We start from the raw sequence: 25,050 nt of genomic DNA, 5'->3' as shown, positions 1-25,050 counted from the left end.
TTCCAAGATCACCAAAACAAAGAAACCGCAGGTCGTGGACACGACCTGCGGTTTCGCTCGGAGCCGCCTTCGGGATTCGAACCCGAGACCTACGCATTACGAGTGCGTTGCTCTGGCCAACTGAGCTAAGGCGGCGCGCTGCCGGACGCCGAGGTTGGCATCAGCAGCGGGCCCAAGTCTACACAGTTTCCGAGGGTGCTCCGTACACGGTGCTGCGCGAGGGGATCCCGCAGGTCAGGGGTGGGTCAGGAGCACTTGCGGGAGGCGGGGGGCGGGGTGGTGGTGAGGAGGTAGTCGTTGATCGCGGAGTCCACGCAGGCGCTGCCCCGGTTGTAGGCGGTGTGGCCGTCGCCGTCGTAGGTGAGCAGGCGGCCCGAGGAGAGCTGGGCGGCCAGCGCGCGGGCCCAGCGGTAGGGGGTGGCCGGGTCGCGGGTGGTGCCCACGACGAGGATGGGGGCGGCGCCCGGCGCCGTGATGCGGTGGGGGGCTCCGACGGCCGGGACCGGCCAGTATCCGCAGCTCAGAGCGGCCCACGCGAAGCTCGTCCCGAGCGCCGGGGACGCCTTCTCGAAGTCGGCGAGGGCACGCCGGACGCCGTCCGGGCCGTGGAAGGCGGGCGGCAGGTCGAGACAGTTCACGGCCGAGTTGGCGGGCATGAGGTTGGTGTAGACGCCGCGTTCGTTGCGCTCGTAGTAGGCGTCCGAGAGCCGCAGCAGCAGGGCGCCGTCACCGTGCTGCGCGGTGCGCAGGGCCTTGCGCAGGAGGGGCCAGGCCGCCTCGTCGTACATGGCGGAAATCACGCCCGTAGTGGCGAGGCTTTCGGTCAGCTCACGGGATTTGCCGGTGGGAACGGGGCGGCGGTCGAGACGGGCGAAGAACGACTTGAGCCGGGCCCCGGCGACCTCGGCGCGGCCACCGCCCTCGATCGGGCAGTCCTCGTGCCGGGCGCAGTCCGCCGCGAAGGAGGCGAAGGCGGTCTGGAAGCCCGCCGTCTGATCGCGGTTGACCTCTTCCGCGCCGAGCGAGGGGTCGAGCGCGCCGTCGAGGACGAGCCGGCCGACCCGCGACGGGAACAGCCCGGCGTAGGTGGCGCCCAGGAAGGTGCCGTACGAGGCGCCGACGTAGTGCAGCTTGTCGTCGCCCAGGGCGGCCCGGAAGACGTCCATGTCGCGGGCGGCCTCGACGGTCGAGACATGGCGGAGCAGCTTGCCGGAACGGGCCGCGCAGGCGCCCGCGAACTTCTTGAAGGCGGCGGTCAGTTCGCTGACCTCCCGGTCGTCGTCCGGGGTCGCGTCGACCTTGGTGTAGGCGTCCATGTCCGCGTCGGACAGGCAGGTGACGGGCTCGCTCGCGGCCACTCCGCGCGGGTCCATCGCCACCATGTCGTAGCGGGCGCGGACGGGGGCGGGGTAGACGGCGGCCGCGTAGCCCTGGAGGAAGGTGATGGCCGAGCCGCCCGGGCCACCGGGATTGACCATGAGCGAGCCCAGGTGCTTGCCGGGGCCGGTCGCCTTCTTGCGGGAGACGGCGAGCTTGAGGTCCTCGCCGGCGGAGGGGCGCGCGTAGTCCAGCGGCGCCCGCAGCGTGGCGCACTCGAAGCCCGGGCGCTTGCCCGCGCAGGCGTGCCAGCTCAGCTTCTGCTCGTAGTACGGCCTCAGGGCCGTGGGGACCCCGTCCTGCGCTCTGCCCGACGCGGCCGCGCTCGGCGCCGCGCCTCCCGAGACTGCGGCCGAGATCAGCAGGGCCGCGGTCGCGGCCAGCGTGCCGGAGGTGCGGAGCAGGCGGCGGGTGTCCATAGGCTGGTCCCTCGGTGTGGGAGACAGGTGGGCGGAGCTGCTGTGGACGTATGTCGCACGGCCGTGCATACATAGCGGTACATACGTAAATGCGCAGGACGTGCACGGCATACGGAGCGTATCCGGACGGATACCCGCCTTGGCCAGCCTTACCGGCCACTACTCCTCGTACGAGTGAGGAATCACCCAACCTGCGGTGTGCCCACCCTCGCCCGTACTACTCACGGCTCCGCCCTCCGGTCACCCCGCCCGCAGGGCGACCGCCATCGCCTCGACGGCGAGCAGCGGCGCCACATTCCGGTCGAGGGCCTGCCGGCAGGCGCCGATGGCCTCGATGCGGCGCAGCGTCGCCTCCGGCCGGGACTCGGAGGCGATGCGCTCCAGGGTGGCACGGGCGTCCGGGTTGGCGAGGGCGACGCGCGAGCCGAGCTGTATCGCCAGGACGTCGCGGTAGAAACCGGTGAGGTCGGTGAGGGCCAGGTCGAGGGTGTCGCGCTGCGTACGGGTCGCGCGGCGCTTCTGCCGGTCCTGGAGCTCCTTCATCGCGCCGGCGGTGCCGCGCGGGAGGCGCCCGCCGGTGCCGGCCGCGGCGCCCAGCGCGGCGCGCAGCTCCTCGGTCTCCTTGGTGTCGACCTCCTCGGCGACCTGCTTGGCGTCCTCGGCGGCGGCGTCGATGAGCTCCTGGGCGGCCTTGAGGGCGCCGCCCATGTCCGCGACGCGCAGCGGCATCTTCAGGACGGTCTCCCGGCGGGCCCGGGCACGCTCGTCCGTGGCGAGGCGGCGGGCCCGGCCGATGTGGCCCTGGGTGGCCGTGGCCGCCTGCGCGGCGAGTGCCGGCTCGATGCCGTCCCGCCGGACGAGGAGGTCCGCGACCGCGGCGACGGGCGGCGTCCGCAGGGTCAGCGACCGGCAGCGGGACCGGATCGTCGGCAGCACGTCCTCCAGGGACGGCGCGCACAGCAGCCACACCGTGCGCGGAGCGGGCTCCTCGACCGCCTTGAGCAGGACGTTGCCGGCGCCCTCGGTCAGCCGGTCCGCGTCCTCCAGGACGATCACCTGCCAGCGGCCGCCCGCCGGGGACAGCTGGGCGCGCCGGACGAGGTCACGCGTCTCCTTGACGCCGATGGACAGCACGTCGGTACGGACGATCTCGACGTCGGCGTGCGTCCCCACCAGCGTGGTGTGACAGCCCTCGCAGAAACCGCAGCCCGGGGCGGCCCCGAACGACCGGTCCGGGCTGACGCACTGCAGCGCTGCCGCGAAGGCCCGGGCGGCGGTGGCCCGTCCGGAGCCGGGCGGGCCCGTGAACAGCCACGCGTGCGTCATCTTGGACGCCCCGGCAGACGCGGCCACGGCGGCGGCCACGGGCGCGGCGTCGGCCGTGACCAGCGCGTCCGCGTCCCGCGCGGCAGCGGCGAGCTGCTCGATCACCCGGTCCTGGCCGACCAGGTCGTCCCACACCGCCATGGCTGTCCTCCGCGCTGTCCGGTCCTGCGGTTACCCATTGTGGGACACGCCACTGACAGCGCGGCCCGCGTCCGGTCGTCCGGTCCGTCGGCGCCTACCGGCGCCCGCGTCCCCTGCCGCCGCGAGAGCCGTCCTCACGGCCGTCGGCGCGGTCGTCGCCGCGGTCGTCCTCGAGGTGGCGTCCGCCGAGGAGGTCGTCCGCGAGGGTCGGGGCGTCGTCGGCCCACTCCGGCCTGCGGCGCGGCCGCCGTGCGGGCCGCTCCTGCTCGTACGACCCGTCCGCCGCGACGGGCGGCAGCTCGCGCGTACGCTCGGCCTCGTCCTCCGGCCGGAACAGCCAGTCCGGCACCCGGTCCGCCGGATTCTCCTCCCGCACGGACGGCTTCGGCCGCACCGCGGTCTCCTCCGCCTCGGCGCCGGTCGCCGCCGGGGTGACGCCCCAGGTGACGCGCTGTTCGAGCGGCCCCCTGGACGGCGTGGGCGGCAGCACGGCGGTCTCGTCCTCGGCACTCGTGGGCGGCACGGGCGGCAGCAGCGCCGTCTCGTCCTCCGCACCCGGGGCCTCGTGCGGCACGGGCGGCACCGGCGGCAGGATCGCCGTCTCGTCCTCCGCGCTCGCGGGCGCGGGCCGCGGTCCCGCGTCACGCGGGTCGGGCCGGTGCACCACCGGCGTCTGGACGGTCTGCGCCTCCTCGGCGTCGCGCTGCGCCGGGCGGCGCGGCGAGGGGGTCTCGACGGTCGGCGCGTCCCCGGCACGCGGCGCGGGCGCGCCGGCCGCCGTCCGGGTGGCCGGGTCGGCGGCGAGGGAGGACCGCGGGTCCGGCGTCGCCGCGGCCTCACGCGGCGCCGGCTTACGGAACGAAGCCGTCCCGACAACGGGGGCCCGCCCCGCATCGTCCTCGTCATCCACACGCGGAGCCGGCGTCTCGACCGTCCGCGCGTCACTCGCGCCACCCGCACGCGGAGCCGGCGCCTCCACCGTCCGCGCATCCGCACCGCCACGGGCAGCCGCGTCCCGGGCCTGCTGCCCACGCTCCCCGGCATCCCCCGCGGCGCCCTTGCGCAACGACGGCCTCTCGACCGTCGGCGCCTCCGCCGCATCACGCGCGGCGGCAGCCGTACGCGGAGCCGGCGTCTCGACCGTCCGCGCATCCGCACCGCCGTGGGCCTGCTGCCCACGCTCCCCGGCGTCCTTGCGCAACGACGGCCTCTCCACCGTCGGCGCCTCCGCCGCATCACGCGCGGCGGCAGCCGTACGCGGAGCCGGCGTCTCGACCGTCCGCGCGTCACCACCGGCAGCCGCACCCGACGCAGCGGCACCGGCAGAAGCACCACCCGCCGCACCCGCAACACCGGCATCGGCACCTGCACCCGCAGCACCGGCACCCGCACCCGCGGCACCAGCCGCAGCGGCAGCCGCCGCCTCCGCCGCCACCCTGGCGCGCTCGGCCCGCAGCAGGGCCTCCTCGGCCTTGCGCTGCTTCTCCAGGCGCCGTTCCTCGGCCTCGGCGCGCAGGCGCGCCTCCTCGGCCGCCTGCTTGCGCAGGCGTTCCTGTTCGGCGGCCCGGGCGCGCTCCTCCGCCTCGCGGCGGCGGCGCTCCTCCTCGGCCTGCCGGCGGGCTTCCTCGGCGCGCCGGCGGGCCTCCTCCGCCTGGCGTTCGGCCTCGAGCCGGCGGGCCTCCTCGGCCTCGCGGCGCCGGCGCTCCTCTTCCTCCGCCCGCAGGCGGGCGAGCTGCTCCTGGCGCTCGCGCTCCAGACGGGCCTCCTCCGCCTTGCGGGCGGCCTCCTCCTCGGCCTTGCGCCGGGCCTCTTCCTCGGCGGCCTTGCGGGCCGCCTCACGGGCCTCCTCGCGGGCCTTGATCTCGGCCGCGGAGAGCGGCAGGAGCTGGTCGAGGCGGTGGCGTACGACGGTGGTGACCGCCTCCGGCTCCTGGCCGGCGTCCACGACGAGGTAGCGGGCGGGGTCGGCCGCGGCCAGGGTCAGGAACCCGGCCCGGACGCGCTGGTGGAACTCGGCCGGCTCGGACTCCAGCCGGTCGGGCGCCTCGGTGAAACGTTCGCGCGCGGTCTCGGGCGAGACGTCGAGCAGCACCGTCAGGTTCGGCACGAGCCCGTCCGTCGCCCAGCGCGAGATGCGGGCGATCTCGGTCGGCGAGAGGTCCCGCCCGGCGCCCTGGTAGGCGACGGAGGAGTCGATGTAGCGGTCCGTGATGACGACGGCGCCGCGCTCCAGGGCGGGCCGTACGACGGAGGCGACGTGCTCGGCGCGGTCGGCCGCGTACAGCAGCGCCTCCGCGCGGTCCGACAGGCCGGCGGAAGCGACGTCCAGCAGGATCGCCCGCAGCCGCTTGCCGATGGCCGTGGCGCCCGGCTCGCGGGTGACGACGACCTCGTGGCCCTTGGCGCGGATCCACTCCGCGACGGCCTGCACCTGCGTGGACTTCCCGGCGCCGTCGCCGCCCTCGAAGGCGATGAAGAAACCGGTGCCGCTGACACCCTCCACCGCATCGCCGCCGCGCAGCGAGTCCAGCAGGTCCTTGTGGAAGGGCACGCCGTGACGGTCGTCCGTTTTGCCCAGGACCAGCGCGCCGACGGGCAGCAGGAGCGCGCCGACGAGCATCAGGGTGAACGCCGCCCCGCCGTGCGCGAAGACGAAGCTGCCGTCCTCGATCCGGTGCGGGCCGATGGCGGCGGCCAGCAGCGGCGCCACGACGGCGCCGACGGCGACGGTGACGCGGACGACGGCGTGCAGGTGATCGGTCGTACGGGCCCGGCGGCCCTCCTCGGTCTCCTGGTCGAGCAGGGAGTGACCGGTGTTGGCGACGACCCCGGCGGACACGCCGGCCAGGGCGACGAGCAGCAGCACGGTCGTGGCGTCGTTCACCAGGCCGGCGGCCAGCAGCGCCAGGCCCGTCAGGGCGAGGGCCAGCGCGAGAAGGCGGCGGCGCGAGAAGCCGGGCAGCACCTTCCGGGCGCCGCGGATGCCCGCGACCGGGCCGCCGGCGAGCGCGAGGACGAGCAGGCCGAAGCCCACCGGGCCGCCGCCCAGGTCCATGGCCTGCAGCGTGGCGACGCCGACGCCCGCGGCGATCGCGCCCGCGATGGCCGCGCACGCCAGAACGAGCACCGGGATGGCGCCCGTGCGGCCCTTGTCGGGCACGCCCTGGGCGTTCTTGGGGCGGCGCATGCCCTCCAGCGGGGAGCGCACACGCGGCACCTGCACGCCCTCAGGGAGGACGGGCAGCCGGAGGACGTACAGGATCGCGAGCGACGTCGCGAAGAGCCCGGCCGCGAGGTACGAGCCGAGGGCCGCCTGGTGCTGGTGGAACCAGTCGATCCCGGAGCCCAGGAGGTTGCCGAGCAGCGTGACGGCGACGAGTGCCGCGGCGGCGACAGGCAGCGCGACGAAGGTCGTGCGCAGCGACAGGCGGCGCAGCGCCTCGTAGTGGTCCGGCAGCGGGCGCACGGCGGCGCCCTCCGGCGGCGCGGCGGGCAGCAACGCGGGCGCCGCCTGGTCCTTCGCCACCGTCCAGACGCGCTCGGCGACGCCGACGACGAAGGCCGTGACGAGCAGCCATGTGAGGGCCGTGCGCTGGGTCCAGTCGATCCAGGTCGGCGCGACGGCGAGCAGCGCCAGCCGCACCCCGTCCGCGCCGATCATCGTCCAGCGGCGGTCGAGCGGACCGGCCGGGGCGAAGAGCGAGGACAGCGGGCCCAGCAGGACCGCGCCGGAGAGCAGCGTCGCGAGCAGCCGCGCGCCGATGACGGCCGCGACGGCGAGCGCCGCGCCCCGGTAACCACCGCCGAACGACCCCGAGGCGACCGCCGCCTGCAGTGCCAGCAGGAGGAGCACGAGGAGGGCGAGGGCGTCACCGACCCCGCCCGCGAACTGGGCGCTCCACAGCCGCCTGAGCGGACGGAAGCGCAGCAGGGCTCGTACGGCACGCTCGCGGGAGTCCGCGGCTAGGGCGCCGGATGTGGGGGTGTCCACTGGTGGCTGCTCGGCTCGCGTCATCCTGCCAGCCTATCCGGAGTGCCCCGATACGGGACGCCTCCCCGAACACATGCACGAACATGCGCGCGAACGGAAGACGAACGACCGACCGGGACAAAACGTCAGGGCGGCGGCCCGGAATCCGGCCCACCGCCCTGACGTTCGCCTGACGTTCGCCCGGACCGCCGGCGTACCGGCGGCTCCGTCTGTTCCGCGTCTGTTCCGTGTCGGACGCCGTCCGAGTCCGTGTCGGACGCCGACCGAGTCCCTGTCGGACGCCGTCCGAGTCCCTGTCGGACGTCGTCCGAGCCCGTGTCGGACGTCGTCTTATTCCGTGTCGGACGTCGCCCCGGAGGCGTTGGCCGACGCGGCGGTCTTCTTCGCCGTCGTCTTCTTGGCGGCCGCCTTCGTCGCCGTCGCCTTCGTCGCCGCGGCGGTCTTCTTCGTCGCGGTCGTCTTCTTGGCGGCCGTCTTCTTCGCCGCGGTCTTCTTGGCGGTCGTCTTCTTGGCCGCCGTCTTCTTCGCCGTGGCCTTCTTCGCCGTCTTCTTGGCCGGCCCCTTGGCGCGCTTCTCCGCCAGCAGCTCGTAGCCGCGCTCGGGCGTGATCGTTTCGACGTCGTCGTCGCGGCGCAGCGTCGCGTTCGTCTCGCCGTCGGTGACGTACGGGCCGAAGCGGCCGTCCTTGACCACGACCGGACGCTCGCTGACCGGGTCGGTGCCCAGCTCCTTCAGCGGCGGCTTGGCCGCGGCACGGCCGCGCTGCTTGGGCTGCGCGTAGATCGCGAGGGCCTCGTCCAGCGTGATGCTGAAGAGCTGGTCCTCGGTCTCCAGCGACCGCGAGTCCGTGCCCTTCTTCAGGTACGGGCCGTAGCGGCCGTTCTGGGCGGTGATCTCCACGCCTTCGGCGTCCTTGCCGACGACGCGCGGCAGCGACATCAGCTTGAGGGCGTCCTCGAGGGTGACCGTGTCGAGGGACATGGACTTGAAGAGCGAGGCGGTCCGCGGCTTGACCGCGTTCTTGCCGGTCTTCGGGGTGTCCTCGGGCAGCACCTCGGTGACGTACGGGCCGTAACGGCCGTCGCGGGCGACGATCGGGTGCCCGGTGGCCGGGTCGGTGCCCAGCTCGAAGTCGCCGCTCGGCTTGGCCAGCAGCTCCTCCGCGTGCGCCACCGTCAGCTCGTCCGGAGCGAGATCCTCCGGCACGTCCGCGCGCTGGTGGCCCTCGGTGTCCTTCTCGCCGCGCTCCACGTACGGACCGTAGCGGCCGACGCGCAGCATGATGCCCTCGCCGACGGGGAACGAGGACACCTCGCGGGCGTCGATCGCGCCCAGGTCGGTGACCAGCTCCTTCAGACCGCCGAGGTGGTCGCCGTCGCCGTTGCCCGCGTCGGCGGCACCGCCCGCCACGCCCTCGGAGCCCTCGCCGAAGTAGAAGCGGCGCAGCCACGGCACGGCCTGGGCCTCGCCGCGGGCGATGCGGTCGAGGTCCTCCTCCATGGAGGCGGTGAAGTCGTAGTCGACGAGTCGGCCGAAGTGCTTCTCCAGCAGGTTGACCACGGCGAAGCTCAGGAAGGACGGCACGAGCGCCGTGCCCTTCTTGAAGACGTAGCCGCGGTCGAGGATCGTGCCGATGATCGACGCGTACGTCGACGGGCGGCCGATCTCCCGCTCCTCGAGCTCCTTGACCAGCGAGGCCTCGGTGTAGCGGGCCGGGGGCTTGGTCGCGTGGCCGTCGGCGGTGATCTCCTCGGCCGTCAGCGGGTCGCCCTCGCCGACCTGCGGCAGCCGGCGCTCACGGTCGTCGAGCTCGGCGTTCGGGTCGTCGGCGCCCTCGACGTAGGCCTTCATGAAGCCGTGGAAGGTGATCGTCTTGCCGGACGCGCTGAACTCGGCGTCCCGGCCGTCGCTCGCCCGGCCGGCGATGCGGACGGTGACGGAGTTGCCGGTCGCGTCCTTCATCTGGGAGGCGACGGTCCGCTTCCAGATCAGCTCGTAGAGGCGGAACTGGTCGCCGGTCAGACCGGTCTCCGCGGGAGTGCGGAAACGATCACCCGAAGGACGGATGGCCTCGTGCGCCTCCTGGGCGTTCTTGACCTTCCCGGCATACGTGCGCGGCTTCTCCGGCAGGTAGTCGGCGCCGTAGAGCTGGGTGACCTGTGCGCGGGCGGCACCGACGGCCGTGTCCGACAGCGTCGTGGAGTCCGTACGCATATAGGTGATGAAGCCGTTCTCGTACAGCTTCTGGGCCACCTGCATCGTCGCCTTCGCACCGAAGCCGAGCTTGCGCGAGGCCTCCTGCTGGAGCGTGGTGGTGCGGAACGGGGCGTACGGGGAGCGGCGGTACGGCTTGGACTCGACGGACCGCACGGAGAACGAGGTCTGCTCCAGGGCGGCGGCCAGCGCGCGGGCGCCCGCCTCGTCCAGGTGCAGGACCTGAGCGCCGTCCTTGAGCCGTCCAGTCGAGCCGAAGTCACGGCCCTGCGCGACGCGGCGGCCGTCGACCGAGGCCAGCCGGGCGGTGAAGGTGGCGGGGTCGCCGGCGTCGCCGCCACGGCCCGTGTCGAAGGTGCCGGTCAGGTCCCAGTACTCGGCGGAGCGGAAGGCGATGCGCTCGCGCTCGCGCTCGACGACGAGACGGGTGGCCACGGACTGCACCCGGCCGGCGGACAGCCGGGGCATGACCTTCTTCCACAGCACCGGCGAGACCTCGTAGCCGTAGAGGCGGTCGAGGATGCGGCGGGTCTCCTGGGCGTCGACCAGCTTCTTGTTCAGCTCGCGCGGGCTGGCGACGGCGGCCTGGATCGCGTCCTTGGTGATCTCGTGGAAGACCATCCGGCGGACCGGGACCTTGGGCTTGAGGACTTCCTGCAGGTGCCAGGCGATGGCCTCGCCCTCGCGGTCCTCATCGGTGGCGAGGAAGAGCTCGTCGGACTCGGCCAGCAGCTCCTTGAGCTTCTTGACCTGGTCCTTCTTGTCGGTGTTGACGACGTAGATGGGCTGGAAGTCGGCGTCGACGTTCACGCCGAGACGGGCCCAGGGCTCGCCCTTGTACTTGGCCGGGACCTCGGCGGCCCCGTTCGGCAGGTCACGGATGTGCCCGACGCTCGCCTCGACGACGTATCCGGGGCCGAGGTAGCCCTTGATCGTCTTCGCCTTGGCAGGCGACTCGACGATGACGAGTCGGCGGCCGCCCTGTGCGGTCTCGCTGGTCGGGGACAACTTCGCTCTTCTTCCGGTCGACACTCGGTGTGGGCGTTGCGGTGACGCTGCGGAGTGTGACGGTACATCCCGCCCCCGTGTCAAACGGAAAAAGCCCGCAACGCCACTCGAACGGTAACCCGACAAGCGTCCTGTCTGCCGCCCGGACCGTCACACCACGCGTGTGACAGCCCTGACACGTGCGGTCACAGGGCGAGCCGGCCGGGGCGGCGACGAAGCGGCGGGCCCCATGGGGCGCCTGGGGCGAGGCCGGGGCGGGAGGGGGCCGGCGACCGGGGACGGAGGAATGTGACGCGATCACGACCCCTCCTTTTCCCCTTCTCATAGGTCTGCCGGACTCCCTTCTCACCCTCGGCGCGTTCGCCCCCGGGCGCGTCAGTCGGCCACCGGAGTGAGAAAGCCCTGCTCGACGAGCATGCGGATGGCCTCCGGCGTACGGTCGCGCAGCAGCACCGGGTCCTCGCCGAGAAGCTGGGCGATCGCGTCGAGGATGCGGCCGGCGGGCAGGGATCCGTCACAGACGCCGGCGAAGCCCGCGCCGACCGTGTCGACCTTGGTGGCCCGGCGCATCCCGCGGTTCTGGCGCAGCACCACGTGCTCCGGGTCCTCGGCGCCCGGCAGCCCGACCTGCTCCTGCACGACCTCGTCGGCCAGCTTGAAACGCGCGCCCAGCAGCGCCGCGTCGTCGTGCGTCCGCAGGAAGTCCTGCCGCTCGAAATGCGCCCGTACGGTCGCACCCAGCGGCTGCTCGACCGGGTGCGGCCACTCCTCGGCCGTCACCGACGGCCGGTCCGAGCCGCTCTTACGCAGCGTGATCCAGCCAAATCCCACGCCCTTGGTCTTCCGGGCCTCGAACTCCTCCAGCCAGGCGTCGTAGCGGGCCGCGTACTCCTGCGGAGCGGCACGGTGGTCCCCGCCGTCGCGCAGCCACAGCTCCGCGTACTGCGCGACGTCCTGCACCTCGCGCTGCACGATCCACGCGTCGCAGCCACTGGGCACCCAGGACGAGATCCGCTCCCGCCAGTCCTCGCCCTCGACGTGCTGCCAGTTGGCGAGCAGCTGGCAGTAACCGCCGTCGTTGAGCCGGTCGGCCGACTGCCGCACCAGCGTGCGGCACAGGTCGTCGCCGCCCATGCCGCCGTCGCGGTAGGTCAGTCGGGCGCCGGGCGAGATGACGAACGGCGGATTCGAGACGATCAGGTCGAAGGTCTCCCCCGCGACCGGCTCGAAGAGCGAGCCCTGGCGCAGGTCGGCCTCCGGTGCGCCGGAGAGTGCGAGTGTGAGCCGCGTGATGTGCAGCGCGCGCGGGTTCAGGTCGGTGGCCGTGACCCGGCCCGCGTGCTGGGCGGCGTGCAGCGCCTGGATGCCCGAGCCCGTGCCCAGGTCGAGGGCGCTCGCGACGGGCGTACGGACCGTGATCCCGGCGAGGGTGGTGGACGCGCCGCCCACCCCGAGCACGAGCTCCGAACGCTCCACCCCGGCGGGCCCGCCCGTGCCCCCGGCGATGCCGCCGGCACCGCCGACGGCGCAGCCCAGGTCGGAGACGATCCACCAGTCCTGCCCCTCGGGGCCGCCGTAGGGGCGTACGTCCACCGCGGCCCGCACGAGGTCACCGTCCGCCCCGTCCCGCACCAGCCAGCCGTCGGCCAGGCAGTCGTCGGCCGGGAGCGCGGCGGCGGCGCGGGCGTACGGCACGGGCCGCTGCAGCAGGAAGAGCCGGACCAGCGTCTCCAGCGGGCCGTCGCCGCGCGTGGCCCGCAGGGCGGGGACGGTCTCGCTGCGGGCGAGGGCGGCGTAGGCGGAGGCGCCGAGCAGGTCGAGGAGGCCGTCGGCCGTGAAGGCCGCGGCCAGCAGGGCCTCGCGCAGTCGGGCGGTGCGCGCCGGATCGGCGGTGGGGAGGTGCGTCGTACTCACCAGGCCATTGTCGGGGGCGGCACCGGCAAATGGCGAAAGCCCGGCACCACGCCCCCGGGCGCGGCGCCGGGCTGGAACCAACCTCGGCTCCGTCGGCCTTACTTCTCCGCCGGTGTCCCCGCTCGGCCGGACCGGCCGGAGTCACTTCTCCGCCGGACCCGCCAGGGTCACTTCTTCGTCGGAGTGGGGCTGACCGACGTCTTCTGGCAGCCCGGCTGCTTCGCCATCGCCTTACCGACGTCGCCGGACTGCAGCTTCTTGAGCGCCTCGTCGCTGCGGCTGCTGAGCTTGCCGATGTCGCCGGCGATGCCCTTGAGGCCCTCGGCGAACTTGGCCTTGTCCCCGGTGTCCAGCCCGTCGATCCGCTTCTTCAGCCCGGCGTAGGCGCCCGAGAGGTCGTTGAGCGCCTTGACGGCGTTCTTCTGGCTCGTCTCGCCGTCCTTGACCGGCGGCGGGCCCGCGCGGTCCACGGAGGTGGCGAGCGCCTTGTAGGCGTCGGCGTTGGCCTGGAAGGCCGTCGAGTCGGTCTGCTGGATCTTCTTCGAGTCCTCCTCGTTCTGGACGTTGGCGATCGAGGAGTTGGCGTCCTGGATCTTCTTCACTTGAGGCTGCATCTGGTCGCAGACGCTCTTGGCCCAGTCGTCGAGCTTCTTCTTGCCGTCGTCGTCACCGCCGCAGCCCGTCAGCGCCAGGACAAGTGCCGCCCCGCCGGACAGTGCCGCCACAAGCTTCTTGTTCACCGGATTGGTCCCTTCAGTGGCTCTCGGCCCCGGAACTTACACGTCCAGGCGACAGGGGCCGGGAGCCAAGCACACCGCAGACACCCGTTGCGCCCCCTTTTAAGGCCATTTGCACCAAGCTCGGCGTGGCGTTCGCCGCACCTGACGCCGGTGTCGGGGCCGTGCGGGGACGGGTGCCCGCGGTGTGCTTCCATGCCGTCGTGCCGTCGTGCCGTCGTGCCGCGCGCCGAAACGCCGTCAGGACACCACCGCCGGGTCCACGGGTTTCGCCGCCCGCTCGGCGTTGCCGTCGTCACCGTCCACGGCGACACCGCGCCGCTTGGAGACGTACACCGCGCCCACGATGACGACAACGGCCAGCACCGCGACGCCGATTCTCAGGCCCCGGTTGGCGTCGGACCCGTAACTGAACTTCACCACCGCCGGCGCGATGAGCAGCGCCACCAGGTTCATCACCTTCAGCAGCGGGTTGATCGCGGGACCGGCGGTGTCCTTGAACGGGTCGCCGACCGTGTCGCCGATGACCGTCGCCGCGTGCGCCTCGCTGCCCTTGCCGCCGTGGTGACCGTCCTCGACCAGCTTCTTCGCGTTGTCCCAGGCGCCACCGGAGTTGGCGAGGAAGACCGCCATCAGCGTGCCGGTGCCGATGGCGCCGGCCAGGTACGAGCCGAGCGCGCCCACGCCGAGCGCGAAGCCGACGGCTATGGGGGCCATGACGGCGAGCAGACCGGGCGTGGCCAGTTCGCGCAACGCGTCCTTGGTGCAGATGTCCACCACCCGGCCGTACTCCGGCTTCTCGCTGTAATCCATGATCCCGGGGTGCTCGCGGAACTGCCGCCGCACCTCGTAGACCACCGCGCCCGCGGAGCGCGAGACGGCGTTGATGGCCAGTCCCGAGAAGAGGAAGACCACGGCCGCGCCGAGGACCAGCCCCACCAGGTTGTTGGGCTGCGAGATGTCCAGGCTCAGCCCCAGCTCCCCGGGGTCGGCACGCACCTCGCCGACGGCCGTGGCTATCGCGTCCCGGTACGAACCGAACAGCGCGGACGCGGCCAGGACCGCCGTGGCGATGGCGATGCCCTTGGTGATCGCCTTGGTGGTGTTGCCCACGGCGTCGAGGTCGGTGAGCACCTGCGCGCCGGCGCCCTCCACGTCGCCGGACATCTCGGCGATGCCCTGCGCGTTGTCCGAGACCGGGCCGAAGGTGTCCATCGCGACGATGACGCCGACGGTGGTCAGCAACCCGGTGCCGGCCAGCGCCACCGCGAACAGCGCCAGCATGATCGACGTGCCGCCCAGCAGGAACGCCCCGTACACGCCCAGGGCGATCAGCACCGCCGAGTAGACCGCGGACTCCAGACCGATGGAGATGCCGGCGAGGACGACGGTCGCGGGACCGGTCAGGGACGTCTTGCCGATGTCCCGCACAGGCCGCCGGTTGGTCTCGGTGAAATAGCCGGTGAGCTGCTGGATGAGGGCCGCAAGGACGATGCCGATGGCGACGGCCACGAGCGCCAGGACCCGCGGGTCACCGCCGTGCGCGCGGATCGCCTCGTCCCCGATGCCCTTCAAGTCCGCATAGGTGGACGGCAGATACGCGAACACCGCCACCGCCACCAGGACGAGCGAGATCACCGCGGAGATGAAGAACCCCCGGTTGATCGCGGTCATCCCACTGCGGTCGCTGCGGCGCGGCGCCACCGCGAATATGCCGATCATCGCGGTGAGCACCCCGATGGCGGGCACGAGCAGCGGGAAGGCCAGACCCGCGTCGCCGAACGCGGCCTTGCCCAGGATCAGCGCCGCGACGAGCGTCACGGCGTACGACTCGAACAGGTCGGCCGCCATGCCCGCGCAGTCCCCGACGTTGTCGCCCACGTTGTCCGCGATCGTGGCGGCGTTGCGCGGGTCGTCCTCGGGAATGCCCTTCTCGACCTTGCCGACGAGGTCGGCGCCGACGTCCGCGGCCTTGGTGAAGATGCCGCCGCCGACACGCATGAACATCGCCAGCAGCGCGGCCCCGAAGCCGAAGCCCTCCAGCACCTTGGGCGCGTCGGCCGCGTACACCAGGACGACGCAGGAGGCCCCCAGCAGGCCGAGGCCCACCGTGAACATGCCGACGACCCCACCCGTCCGGAACGCGATCTTCATGGCCTTGTGCGAGACCGCCGTCAGATCCTTCTCGGGCTCACCCTCGGCAGGTGTCGCCTCCCGCGCCGCGGCCGCCACACGCACATTGCTGCGCACCGCCAGCCACATGCCGATATAGCCGGTGGCCGCCGAGAACAGGGCACCGACCAGGAAGAACAGCGAACGGCCGATGCGCTGCGAGCCGTTGTCCGCCGGCAACAGCATGAGCAGGAAGAACACGACCACGGCGAAGACGCCGAGCGTACGCAACTGCCGGGCGAGATAGGCGTTCGCGCCTTCCTGCACCGCCGCGGCGATTCTCTTCATGTTCTCGGTGCCCTCGCCCGCCGCGAGCACCTGACGCACCAGCACCACGGCCACCGCGAGTGCCGCGATCGCCACTGCGGCGATCACCATCACCAGGGTGCGATTGCCGTCGGTCAGCTCGACCGCGAGTTTCTGAGTGAAGTCCACCTGTTGAGGGGTAAGGGGCCCCGCCATTCGTCCTCCTTGACGTTTGGCACATGGGCGCGTAGCCGACCCGCGACGGAAGGACAACCGCAGGAACAGCCGCCACGCTCAGGCGTCCTGAGCTCAAGATGGACGGATTGTAGGGAGCATGGCGAGATCAAAACAGAGCACGGCAAACGGAATAAGACTTCGCAGGTGAAGATCACAGAAGTGATCGGCGCATACCTCGCGGGCGAGGCGTGGGCGAGTCGTGGACGCTTATGGCTCCTTGTGGATGCTTCGCGCGCATCGCTCACAGGTTTCCCGCGCGATCGGCGCGCCCGGCGCAATGATCTTTTCGAATGACCGCCAATGACCGCCGGGGTCACCGCCGAAGATCGATAGGCCGTTCGAGGGATTGCGAGGGATGCGGACGACCGGCGGCACGGAATGTCATCGCTTCACGGCAATTCCCCCGAGGGAGCACGAGGCTCGCCCTTGCCGTCACCTGGCGCCATCGGCCGTTACGGTACGTGAAGCGCGGTGGCCTACAGCAGCGGGGGCAGCACCACTACGGCAGCGGGGACGCAGGCGTCGTCGGCCAGCTCATACGGATCAGGCCCCCGCTCTCGTCGGCCGTCACCTCGACATCGTCGACGAGCCCGCTGATGACGGCGAGACCCATGTCGTCCTCGCTGTCCTCCACGGGGGCCGGTACGGCGGTACCGGACGGCGCGCCGGCACCGGCCGCCGCTCTGGCCGCGGCGGTGACCGCCGCCGCCACGGCGGCGGGCCGTGGCGCGTCGTCGGCGACCTCGATGGAGAACTTCTTCTCGTCCTCGGTCAGCACCACCCGTACCGGGCTGGCGATTCCCTGGCTGTTGTGCAGGCCGACCGCGCGCGAGCACGCCTCGCCGACCGCGAGCCGGACCTCGTCCAGCACGGCCTCGTCGACCCCGGCCCGGCGCGCCACCGCGGCCGCCACGAGCCTGGCCGTACGGACATGCTCGGGAAGGGCACTGAAGAGCAGTTCGACGGTGGCCATGCCATCCCCCTCGGTGTTACCTGCCGGCCCCCTTCCCTCACCGGGAAAAGGGCGAACTCGCAGAGGGGACGGGCCCTCGTGCCCGTTACCCCCCGGCGTGGCTGTACGGCTGTTCGCCTGTGCGGTTGTCCGTCGGACGGCGGCCACGGCCGGTCGAAGACCCGGCCGCCCTGCCGCCCGGCGGCCGTCAGTCGGTCGCCTGCACCGCGTCCTCGACCGAGGTGTGGATCGGGAACACCTTGGTCAGACCGGTGATACGGAAAATCTTGAGAATGCGCTCCTGGTTGCAGACCAGTCGCAGCGAGCCCTCATGGGCACGCACACGCTTGAGCCCGCCGACCAGGACGCCGAGCCCGGTGGAGTCGAGGAAGTCGACGCCCTCCATGTCGACGACGAGGTGATAGCTGCCGTCGTTGACAAGCTCGACCAGCTGCTCACGCAGCTTGGGCGCGGTGTACACATCAATCTCGCCACCGACCCGGACAACCGTACGGTCGCCTACGGTCTCGGTCGACAGGGACAGGTCCACGGATCCTCCAGCACCTTGCATCGAGCGGTCGCCCCCCATGGATCGGCAGCCGCGATGGCATTCAATCACTTACCGGCAGGCGCGCACGACGCCTTGGCGCCATTGTCCGTCACGCCAGTGACACACTCGGTGTCGATGGCCAACGATCAACTCCCGCCGGAGGCGGGCGTGCACCCCTCTCCCCGGACGGTCCTCGACCGACTCGCCACCGGGCCGGGCCGGGCTGCACGCATCACTCATACGGAGCACTTGCCCCCTCGTCCCGGACGTCATGCCCCCTGGCCGGAGAAGATCCGGCCGGAAGTGATCGACGCCATCCGGGCGGCCGGCATCGACCGGCCCTGGGCGCACCAGGCGCGCACCGCCGAGCACGCGCTGCACGGCGAGTCGGCCGTGGTCGCCACCGGCACCGCCTCCGGCAAGTCCCTCGCCTACCTCGCCCCCGTGCTGAGCACCCTCCTGGACGGCTCCGAGGCCCCGAACGGCCGGGGCGCGACCGCCCTCTACATCGCCCCCACCAAGGCCCTGGCCGCCGACCAGCGCCGCGCCGTACGGGACCTGGCCGCGCCCCTCGGCAAGAGCATCCGGCCCGCCGTCTATGACGGGGACACGCCGATAGAGGAACGGGAGTGGGTGCGCCAGTACGCCAATTACGCGCTGACCAACCCCGACATGCTCCACCTCTCGATCCTGCCCGGCCACCCCAAATGGGCCTCCTTCCTGCGCGCCCTGCGCTACGTCGTCATCGACGAGTGCCACAGCTACCGGGGCGTCTTCGGCTCCCACGTCGCCCAGGTCCTGCGCCGGCTACGGCGCGTCTGCGCCCGCTACGGCTCCGACCCCGTCTTCCTCCTCGCCTCCGCCACCGCCTCCGACCCCGCCACCGCCGCGAGCCGGCTCACCGGGGTGCCGGTCGTGGAGATCACCGAGGACGCCTCCCCGCGCGGCGAAGTCGTCTTCGCCCTCTGGGAGCCCCCGCTCACCGAGCTCCACGGCGAGCGGGGCGCCCCCGTCCGCCGCACCGCCACCGCCGAGACCGCTGACCTCCTCACCGACCTCGCCGTCCAGGGCGTGCGCACCGTCGCCTTCGTCCGCTCCCGGCGCGGCGCCGAGCTGGTGGCCCTGATCGCCCAGGAGCGCCTCGCCGCCGTGGACCGCTCCCTCCCCTCCCGCATCGCCGCCTACCGCGGCGGCTACCTCCCCGAGGAGCGCCGCGCCATCGAGCGCTCCCTGCACACCGGCGAACTGCTCGGCCTGTCCGCCACCTCCGCCCTCGAACTGGGAGTCGACGTCGCCGGCCTCGACGCCGTCCTCCTCTCCGGCTACCCCGGCACCCGCGCCTCGCTGTGGCAGCAGGCCGGCCGCGCCGGACGCACCGGCCAGGGCGCCCTGGCCGTCCTCGTCGCCCGCGACGACCCGCTGGACACCTACCTCGTGCACCACCCCCAAGCGCTCTTCCAGCAGCCCGTGGAATCCACCGTCCTCGACCCGGACAACCCCTACGTCCTCGCCCCCCACCTGTGCGCCGCCGCCGAGGAGCTACCCCTCACCGAGGCCGACCTGTCCCTGTTCGGCCCCGAGGCCATGGTCGTGATCACCCAGCTCGAGGCCCGCAAGCTGCTCCGCCGCCGCGCCTCCGCCTGGCACTGGACCCGCCGCGAGCGCGCCGCCGACTTCGCCGACATCCGCGGCGGAGGCGGCCGCCCCGTCCAGGTCGTGGAGGAGGGGACGGGCCGGCTGCTGGGCACCGTGGACGCCTCCGCCGCCCACACCACCATCCACGAGGGCGCCGTCCACCTCCACCAGGGCCGCAGCTACCTCGTGCGCCACCTCGACCTGGAGGAGTCGGTGGCCCTGGTCGAGCAGGCCGATCCGCCCTACTCGACGACGGCCCGCGACACCACCGCCATCTCCATCCTGGAGACCACCACCGAGATCCCCTGGGGGGACGCGCGCCTGTGCTTCGGCTCCGTCGAAGTCACCAATCAGGTCGTCTCCTTCCTCCGCCGCAAACTCATCACGGGCGAGGTGCTCGGCGAGTCCAAGCTGGACCTGCCGCCCCGCACCCTGCGCACCCGCGCCGTGTGGTGGACCGTCACCGAGGACCAGCTCGACGCCGCCCGCATCGACCCCGAAATCCTCGGCGGTGCCCTGCACGCCGCCGAGCACGCCTCCATCGGCATGCTGCCGCTCTTCGCCACCTGTGACCGCTGGGACATCGGCGGCGTCTCCGTCCCCCTCCATCCCGACACACTCCTGCCGACCGTCTTCGTCTACGACGGCCACCCCGGCGGCGCCGGCTTCGCCGAGCGCGCCTTCCACACCGCCGCCCGCTGGCTCAACGCCACCCGCGAAGCGATCGCCGCCTGCGAATGCGACACCGGCTGCCCCTCCTGTATCCAGTCCCCCAAGTGCGGCAACGGCAACGACCCGCTGGACAAGAGGGGCGCCATCCGGCTGCTGACCCGCCTCCTCGCCGGCGCCCCCGCCCCCGCCGACGAGACCCCGGACGGCACCCCGGGCGAGACGTAAGCGGAGCCGGGGCCCGCGCGGGACCGCACCCGCACCGCGTACGGCCCCGTCCGCGCCTCGGCCGCCACCTCCGCGAACTCCCCCTCCACCACGCACCGCACCACACGTGCCCTCTGGGCCGAGGCGACCTCACGGGCGAGGCGGCAGGCGGCCTCCTCGCCGTGAAGGGCGTGATCGGCCGCGGCCAGCACCGCCAGATCGGCCGCCCCACCGGCGCGGTGACGGGCCAGCACCGCCTGACCCATCGCCATCATCGCCGCGAACATCACGCAGAACGCCAGCGCCACGACCGCCGTCCACACCGTCGCGGAACCCGTCTCACCGCACGGTCTCCTCCGCAAGGGCCACCGCCTCCCCGCTCAGCCGCACGGCCAGCGGCCCCGGCCCCGCCGACCGGGCCTCGACCCGCACCCGCACCAGGTCCCCCTCCCGCGCCAGCCCGACCTCGGCCCCTCGGGGAGCGGCCGACCTGGCCGCCGCGACCGCCACCGCCGGCGGATCCGACCGGGCCGCCGCCCGCGCCCCCGCCCGGGCGGCGTCCACACACTGGATCTGCGCGGCCGCCGCCATCAGGGCCCAGAGCAGGGCCATGGTGCAGAACATCAGCGTCGGCAGCACCACGGCGGCCTCAGCGGTCACATAGCCGCTGTCAGAACGTCGCATGGAGCGCCCTGACGATCAGCTGCTGCAGCGCCGAGCTGACGGCCCCACTGGTGACGACCTTGTAGAGCACCGCCGCCAGCGCACACGCCGCGAGCGTTCCCACCGCGTACTCCGCCGTGGTCATCCCTGCGTCACCGCTCCTCCGGCCTCGGGACCGCAGCCGCGACCGGAGGCGTGGCTGCGGCCGTGAACGTCGGGAGGTGACAGGCGCCTTCGCCCTTCCCATGGCGGGGGTTTTCGTTGTGGCCGGCGCTGGTGCTGGCGCGGGCGCCGGGGTGGCCATCGCTGCCCGAGCCGTCGCTGTCCTCGTCATCGCTGCCCGAGCCATCACTGTCGTTGCCCTGGTCGCCCGAGCCATCGCCGTCGACGTCATCGCCGTCGTCGCCATTGCTGTCGTTGACATTGCTGTCGTTGACATTGCTGTCGTCGCCATTGCCGTCGTCGCCATCGCTGCTCCCCGTCTTGCGTAAGTCGCCGAAACTCGCCGAAACTCGCCGTCATTCACCGTCATCCGCCCCGCACGAGCCCATCAGCCAGACCGATCACCACCGGCACCACTCCGACCGTCAGGAAGGCAGGAAGGAAGCACAGCCCGAGCGGGGCCGTCGCCAGGACGCCCGCGCGCCGGGCCCGTATGCCCGCGGTCCTGGCCTGCGCGCCGCGCAACTGCGCCGCCAGCCGCGCCATGGGCTCCACCGCCGGCACCCCGGTCGCCTGGGCCCTCTCCAGACAGCGGGCCGTACCGGCAGCCCCGGGGAGACTTCCCAGCCGCCCCCACGCCGTGCCGGGATCGCCCCCGAGCCGCACTTCCGCCGCGGCCTGGGCCAGCCGCTCGCCCACCGGTCCGCCCAGCGAACCCCCGACCGCCTCGGCGGCCTCCCGGGGCCCCGCACCGGCGGCCAGACAGGCGGCCAGCAGATCGGCCGCCAGAGGAAGTTGGCAACCGACCTCCTCCGCAGAGACCTCCGTGCCCGCCCGCTCCGCCTTCCGCCGCCGGTGCCACACGCCGTATGCGGCGGCGAGCCCCACCACGCACCCGACGGCGCCTCCGGCGAAGGCGACGAGGACCAGTGCGGCAACCCCCACCGCCACGGCAGGCCGCCCGCCACGGGCGGCCACGGCGCTCCGTAGCCATCCGGCCGGGCCGCCCCCGGGTCCGTGCGGCGCCCGTCTTGCGAACAGCGAGGCCACCCGGCGCCGCATCAATCTCTTCCGGCGGGATGCGCCACCGATGACCGCCACGCACAGCGCCGCGACCACCACCAGGGCCGCCGCCCACAGGCTGTGGACAAGCTCGCCGCTCACGTCTGCCGTCCTCTCCCGGGCCCTTCGGCGGCCCGCACGATCCGTCGCGTCCACGCGATTCCCGCGCACTCGAGCAGCCCGCCGAGGACGAGGCAGCCGATCCCGGCCGGGGTGTGCAGCAACACCCGCAGCGGTCCGGCGCCGAGCGCACTGCCCATCACGAGGGCAAGCACGGGTAGGAGCGCGAGCATGACGGCCGTGGACCTCGTGCCCGCCAACTGGGCCCGCAGCTCGTCCCGCTGGTCCCGCTCGGCCCCCAGGGCCGCCGCGACCCGTTCCAGGCCGGCGGCCAGTCCCGCGCCGCCGTCGACCGCCACCTGCCAGCAGGCGGCCACGCCGTTGAGCCCCTCGGCTCCCGGCTGGAGCGCGGCCTTCCGCAGCGCCCCGGACACGTCCCCGCCGAACCTCGCCGCAGCGGGCACCGCCGGCCATCCGGGCCCCAGCTCCATCCGCGTCAGGCCCGCCATCGCCTCGCCGGGTTGTCTCCCCGCTCTCAGCTCGCCCGCGACGGTGCCGCACATCTCGATCACCGCGGCCTCCCGTCGATCCCGCTCGGCCTCCCGCCGCCGCACCTCGAGCCAACGCCGTACGAGCGGCACGGCCAGCGCCCCCGCGATCAGCGGCAGCACCGACTCCCCCGCCAGCGCCACCCCGCAAGCGAGCGGCAGACAGAGCAGCTCACGCCTCTCCCGCCCCCACTGGCCCATGCGCCCGGCCCACTCCCCGGCCCGGGCCGCCCACGAGGGGCCACCACCAGGGCCCGGACCCAGTCCGGCAGGGCCGCCACTCCCGGCCAACAGCAACCTGGCCCGCCGCACCTGCGGCCCCGGCCGGACCCACAGCCCGGCCACCGCCAGGGCGCACAGCAGCGCCACACCCCAGGTCACGGTCTGCGGCAATGGAGTCGGCATCCAGCCGGTCATGAGGCGCTCCCGCCGCGCTCGCACAGCGCCGCCAGCCGGGACCACCCAGGGCCCCGCTCGAAGCCGTCCACGCCCCGGACGGCCGCAGGTACCGTCGTCACGAATCCGGCCGGGTCGCGGTCCAGCACGTGCACTTCCGCGATGCGCCGCCGCCCGCCGTGGTCGCGCACCAGATGGATGACGACCGACAGCGCGGCCGCCAACTGGCTGTGCAGCGCCGCCCGGTCCAGGCCCGCCGAGGACCCCAGGGCCTCCAGCCGGGCCGGCACGTCCGCCGCCGCGTTCGCGTGCACCGTGCCGCAGCCGCCCTCGTGCCCCGTATTGAGAGCCGCCAGAAGGTCAGTGACCTCGGGCCCGCGCACTTCGCCCACGACCAGCCGGTCCGGGCGCATGCGCAGCGCCTGTCGCACCAGGTCCCGCAGGGTGACCAGGCCGGTCCCCTCCTGGTTGGCCGGTCGCGTCTCCAGCCGCACCACGTGGGGGTGGTCCGGGCGCAGCTCCGCGGAGTCCTCGGCGAGCACGATCCGTTCATCCGGCGCGACCAGCCCCAGCAGACTCGACAGCAAGGTGGTCTTGCCCGAGCCCGTACCGCCGCTGATGAGGAATGACAGCCGGGCGTCCAGCACCGCCCGCAGCAGCCGCTCGCCGCCCGGCGGCACGGTCCCCGCTGCCACCAGTTCTTCCAGCGCGAAAGCACGGGGCCGCACGACGCGAAGCGATAGGCACGTCGAGCCGACGGCCACCGGAGGCAGCACCGCGTGCAGCCGCGTACCGTCCGGCAGCCGGGCGTCCACCCAGGGCCGTGCGTCGTCCAGTCGGCGCCCGGCGATGGCGGCGAGCCGCTGGGCGAGCCGGCGCACCGCCGTCGCGTCGGGGAAGGACACCTCAGTGCGCTGCAGGCCCGCTCCGCGGTCCACCCACACCTGGTCGGGTGCGGTGACCAGGACGTCGGTGACGTCGGGCTCCGCGAGCAGGGGCTCCAGGGGGCCCGTGCCGATCAGCTCGGAGCGCAGCTTGGCCGCCACGCCGAGCACTTCGGCATCGCCGAGCAGCTGCCCCTCCCTGCGCAGGGCCTCCGCCACCCGCGCGGGCGTGGGTTCTGCTCCGCTTTCCGCCAGCCGCAGCCGTACGGCGTCCAGCAACGCGGCGCTCATACCGGCACACCTCCGCCTTCGGCGAGTGCCTGTGCCCAGAACTCCGCGCTGAACCGTGCCAACGGTCCGCGCTCGCCACCACCCGGCGGCCGGCCGGCGTTCAACGCGTCCGGCAGGCCGGGTTCCAACGGCAGCTCGCCGGCGAGGGGCAGCCCGAGGAGCCGGGAAATCTCCTCTCCGCCGAGCCCCGAGCCGAATGGGCCCCGCACCACCGCCCGGAGGTCGCCCAGCAGCATGCCCAGCATCGAGGCGACCCGATGCGCCGCCGCGACCGCGCGCAGCTCGGCGGGCACCACGAGCAGGCCGACGTCGAGCTGTTCGAGGGCTTCCATGGCCGTCTCGTCGAGGCGCCGCGGCAGGTCCACGACCACCACACCGCCGCGCCTGCGGGCGGCGGCCAGCACGGCGCGCATCGCCTCGGGCGGAACTGCGGCGCAGTCGCCCCGGTCCCAGCTCAGGACGCGCAGGGAGTGCAGTTCGGGCAGAGCCTCCTCCAGCGCACGGCCGGCCACCCGGCCCCGCGAGTCGGCGAAGGCCGGCCAGCGCAGCCCGTCGGCCCGTTCCCCGCCCAGCATCACGTCGAGGCCCCCGCCCAGCGGATCCCCGTCGATCAGCATCGTGCGGTGCCCGGCGCGTGCCGCTCCGACTGCCAGGGCGCAGGCCAGGGTGCTCGCTCCGGCGCCGCCGCGGCCACCGATCACCCCGACGGTCAGGGCCGGCCGTCCCACGCCCTCCACGGCGTCGGCGATGCGGTCGACGAGCCAACTCTCGCCATCGGGAAGCAGCGCCACATTTCGGGCGCCGATCCCGACGGCCCGCCGCCAGACGCCGGGATCGTCGAGGTCCTTGCCGACGAGCACCACCCCTTCCCTGCGGGCGGCGCCGGCCATGTGCGTCGCGCAGTCGTCACCGACCAGGACGAGGGGTGCGCTGTCCCAACTCCCCCTGCGCGCGGGCCTGCCGTGAATGACCTCGGGAACGGCCCCGGCCGCGGCACACAGCCGCAACAGATCGTCGAGCAGCCCTTCGTCCTCCGTGACGATCAGCGGGCCGCGCTGCCTCGGCTCCCCGGAAGTGGGCCAATCGGATGTATTGGATCCGGTCACGGTGTCCTCCCCTCTCACTACGCGCTCTCGCATCCGCGAACATCGCGGAACTCGCGGGGAATCACCGTGCAGCGAACTGGGAA

General features: G+C 73.3%; 17 protein-coding genes, 1 tRNA gene and 1 pseudogene. 2 read left to right on the top strand and 17 right to left on the bottom strand.

From position 1 onward, the window contains the following. Positions 1–61 precede the first annotated feature (61 nt). The 10 genes from ABZ956_RS06310 to bldG all read right to left on the bottom strand — a co-directional run bounded on the left by ABZ956_RS06310 (position 62) and on the right by bldG (position 17,284). Positions 62–135: transfer RNA gene (locus tag ABZ956_RS06310), tRNA-Thr, on the bottom strand. A gap of 110 nt (positions 136–245) precedes the next feature. Beyond that, entirely contained in the window at positions 246–1,796 is a 1,551-nt protein-coding gene (locus ABZ956_RS06305) for an alpha/beta hydrolase (RefSeq protein WP_361887721.1), read from the bottom strand. Between the two features lie 240 nt (positions 1,797–2,036). Then, complete coding sequence (locus ABZ956_RS06300) at positions 2,037–3,263, bottom strand: DNA polymerase III subunit delta' (protein ID WP_361887718.1); 1,227 nt, start codon at positions 3,261–3,263, stop codon at positions 2,037–2,039. Positions 3,264–3,357: 94 nt separating this feature from the next. Further along, positions 3,358–7,278, bottom strand: coding sequence for a dTMP kinase (gene tmk / locus ABZ956_RS06295; protein ID WP_361887716.1), 3,921 nt, complete (start codon positions 7,276–7,278; stop codon positions 3,358–3,360). 306 nt (positions 7,279–7,584) lie between these two features. Further along, the gene (topA, locus tag ABZ956_RS06290; protein ID WP_361887713.1) at positions 7,585–10,476 is read right to left on the bottom strand and encodes a type I DNA topoisomerase; all 2,892 of its coding nucleotides are present in this window, start codon (positions 10,474–10,476) and stop codon (positions 7,585–7,587) included. A gap of 375 nt (positions 10,477–10,851) precedes the next feature. After that, on the bottom strand, positions 10,852–12,390 hold the full coding sequence (locus ABZ956_RS06285) for a methyltransferase (protein ID WP_361887711.1): 1,539 nt from the start codon (positions 12,388–12,390) through the stop codon (positions 10,852–10,854). Positions 12,391–12,557: 167 nt separating this feature from the next. Further along, positions 12,558–13,130, bottom strand: a complete 573-nt coding sequence (locus tag ABZ956_RS06280; protein ID WP_361887708.1) for a small secreted protein — start codon at positions 13,128–13,130, stop codon at positions 12,558–12,560. Between the two features lie 237 nt (positions 13,131–13,367). Then, positions 13,368–15,761 carry a sodium-translocating pyrophosphatase gene (locus ABZ956_RS06275; protein WP_361887705.1) on the bottom strand — a complete coding sequence of 798 codons (2,394 nt, stop codon included), beginning with the start codon at positions 15,759–15,761 and terminating at the stop codon, positions 13,368–13,370. A gap of 520 nt (positions 15,762–16,281) precedes the next feature. Then, entirely contained in the window at positions 16,282–16,755 is a 474-nt protein-coding gene (locus ABZ956_RS06270; RefSeq protein WP_361887703.1) for an ATP-binding protein, read from the bottom strand. Positions 16,756–16,942: 187 nt separating this feature from the next. Further along, positions 16,943–17,284, bottom strand: a complete 342-nt coding sequence (gene bldG / locus ABZ956_RS06265) for an anti-sigma factor antagonist BldG (protein ID WP_030367299.1) — start codon at positions 17,282–17,284, stop codon at positions 16,943–16,945. A gap of 54 nt (positions 17,285–17,338) precedes the next feature. Between bldG and ABZ956_RS06260 the strand changes: the two genes are divergently transcribed. After that, positions 17,339–19,816: a DEAD/DEAH box helicase gene (locus tag ABZ956_RS06260; protein WP_361887700.1), complete on the top strand. Its 2,478-nt coding sequence runs from the start codon at positions 17,339–17,341 to the stop codon at positions 19,814–19,816. Positions 19,817–19,836: 20 nt separating this feature from the next. On the opposite strand, the pseudogene ABZ956_RS06255 reads toward ABZ956_RS06260, so the two are convergent. The 3 genes and pseudogenes from ABZ956_RS06255 to ABZ956_RS06245 form a co-directional block, all read right to left on the bottom strand. After that, a pseudogene (locus tag ABZ956_RS06255) lies at positions 19,837–20,157 on the bottom strand (Rv3654c family TadE-like protein); the annotation flags it as partial. Further along, complete coding sequence (locus tag ABZ956_RS06250) at positions 20,135–20,479, bottom strand: TadE family type IV pilus minor pilin (RefSeq protein ID WP_361887697.1); 345 nt, start codon at positions 20,477–20,479, stop codon at positions 20,135–20,137. The pseudogene ABZ956_RS06255 and the gene ABZ956_RS06250, both read right to left, overlap by 23 nt. After that, the gene (locus ABZ956_RS06245) at positions 20,466–20,603 is read right to left on the bottom strand and encodes a DUF4244 domain-containing protein (RefSeq protein WP_361887695.1); all 138 of its coding nucleotides are present in this window, start codon (positions 20,601–20,603) and stop codon (positions 20,466–20,468) included. The genes ABZ956_RS06250 and ABZ956_RS06245 overlap by 14 nt, the downstream gene beginning before the upstream one ends. A gap of 76 nt (positions 20,604–20,679) precedes the next feature. Between ABZ956_RS06245 and ABZ956_RS06240 the strand changes: the two genes are divergently transcribed. Beyond that, positions 20,680–20,949 carry a hypothetical protein gene (locus ABZ956_RS06240; RefSeq protein WP_361887692.1) on the top strand — a complete coding sequence of 90 codons (270 nt, stop codon included), beginning with the start codon at positions 20,680–20,682 and terminating at the stop codon, positions 20,947–20,949. Between the two features lie 37 nt (positions 20,950–20,986). On the opposite strand, the gene ABZ956_RS06235 is transcribed toward ABZ956_RS06240, so the two are convergent. From ABZ956_RS06235 to ssd, 4 genes are read right to left on the bottom strand one after another with little or no spacing between them, the layout of a single operon-like run. Continuing rightward, on the bottom strand, positions 20,987–21,784 hold the full coding sequence (locus tag ABZ956_RS06235) for a type II secretion system F family protein (protein ID WP_361887689.1): 798 nt from the start codon (positions 21,782–21,784) through the stop codon (positions 20,987–20,989). Beyond that, the gene (locus ABZ956_RS06230) at positions 21,781–22,695 is read right to left on the bottom strand and encodes a type II secretion system F family protein (protein ID WP_361887686.1); all 915 of its coding nucleotides are present in this window, start codon (positions 22,693–22,695) and stop codon (positions 21,781–21,783) included. The genes ABZ956_RS06235 and ABZ956_RS06230 overlap by 4 nt, the downstream gene beginning before the upstream one ends. 8 nt (positions 22,696–22,703) lie before the next feature. Beyond that, complete coding sequence (locus tag ABZ956_RS06225) at positions 22,704–23,861, bottom strand: TadA family conjugal transfer-associated ATPase (protein WP_361887683.1); 1,158 nt, start codon at positions 23,859–23,861, stop codon at positions 22,704–22,706. After that, positions 23,858–24,967 carry a septum site-determining protein Ssd gene (gene ssd / locus ABZ956_RS06220; protein ID WP_361887680.1) on the bottom strand — a complete coding sequence of 370 codons (1,110 nt, stop codon included), beginning with the start codon at positions 24,965–24,967 and terminating at the stop codon, positions 23,858–23,860. The genes ABZ956_RS06225 and ssd overlap by 4 nt, the downstream gene beginning before the upstream one ends. Between the last annotated feature and the right edge of the window lie 83 nt (positions 24,968–25,050).

The organism is Streptomyces sp. NPDC046261 (assembly GCF_040646235.1).
Taxonomy (GTDB): domain Bacteria; phylum Actinomycetota; class Actinomycetes; order Streptomycetales; family Streptomycetaceae; genus Streptomyces.
This window is presented reverse-complemented; position numbering and strand designations above follow the sequence as displayed.

What these genes read in the sequence shown, in the direction of transcription:
- ABZ956_RS06245 (WP_361887695.1), bottom strand. Translation starts at nt 20,603, where the DNA reads ATGACCACGGCGGAGTACGCGGTGGGAACGCTCGCGGCGTGTGCGCTG.
- ABZ956_RS06260 (WP_361887700.1), top strand. Translation starts at nt 17,339, where the DNA reads ATGGCATTCAATCACTTACCGGCAGGCGCGCACGACGCCTTGGCGCCA.
- ABZ956_RS06225 (WP_361887683.1), bottom strand. Translation starts at nt 23,861, where the DNA reads ATGAGCGCCGCGTTGCTGGACGCCGTACGGCTGCGGCTGGCGGAAAGC.
- ABZ956_RS06305 (WP_361887721.1), bottom strand. Translation starts at nt 1,796, where the DNA reads ATGGACACCCGCCGCCTGCTCCGCACCTCCGGCACGCTGGCCGCGACC.
- ABZ956_RS06250 (WP_361887697.1), bottom strand. Translation starts at nt 20,479, where the DNA reads ATGCGACGTTCTGACAGCGGCTATGTGACCGCTGAGGCCGCCGTGGTG.
- ABZ956_RS06300 (WP_361887718.1), bottom strand. Translation starts at nt 3,263, where the DNA reads ATGGCGGTGTGGGACGACCTGGTCGGCCAGGACCGGGTGATCGAGCAG.
- ABZ956_RS06275 (WP_361887705.1), bottom strand. Translation starts at nt 15,761, where the DNA reads ATGGCGGGGCCCCTTACCCCTCAACAGGTGGACTTCACTCAGAAACTC.
- ABZ956_RS06230 (WP_361887686.1), bottom strand. Translation starts at nt 22,695, where the DNA reads ATGCCGACTCCATTGCCGCAGACCGTGACCTGGGGTGTGGCGCTGCTG.
- tmk (WP_361887716.1), bottom strand. Translation starts at nt 7,278, where the DNA reads ATGACGCGAGCCGAGCAGCCACCAGTGGACACCCCCACATCCGGCGCC.
- ABZ956_RS06270 (WP_361887703.1), bottom strand. Translation starts at nt 16,755, where the DNA reads ATGGCCACCGTCGAACTGCTCTTCAGTGCCCTTCCCGAGCATGTCCGT.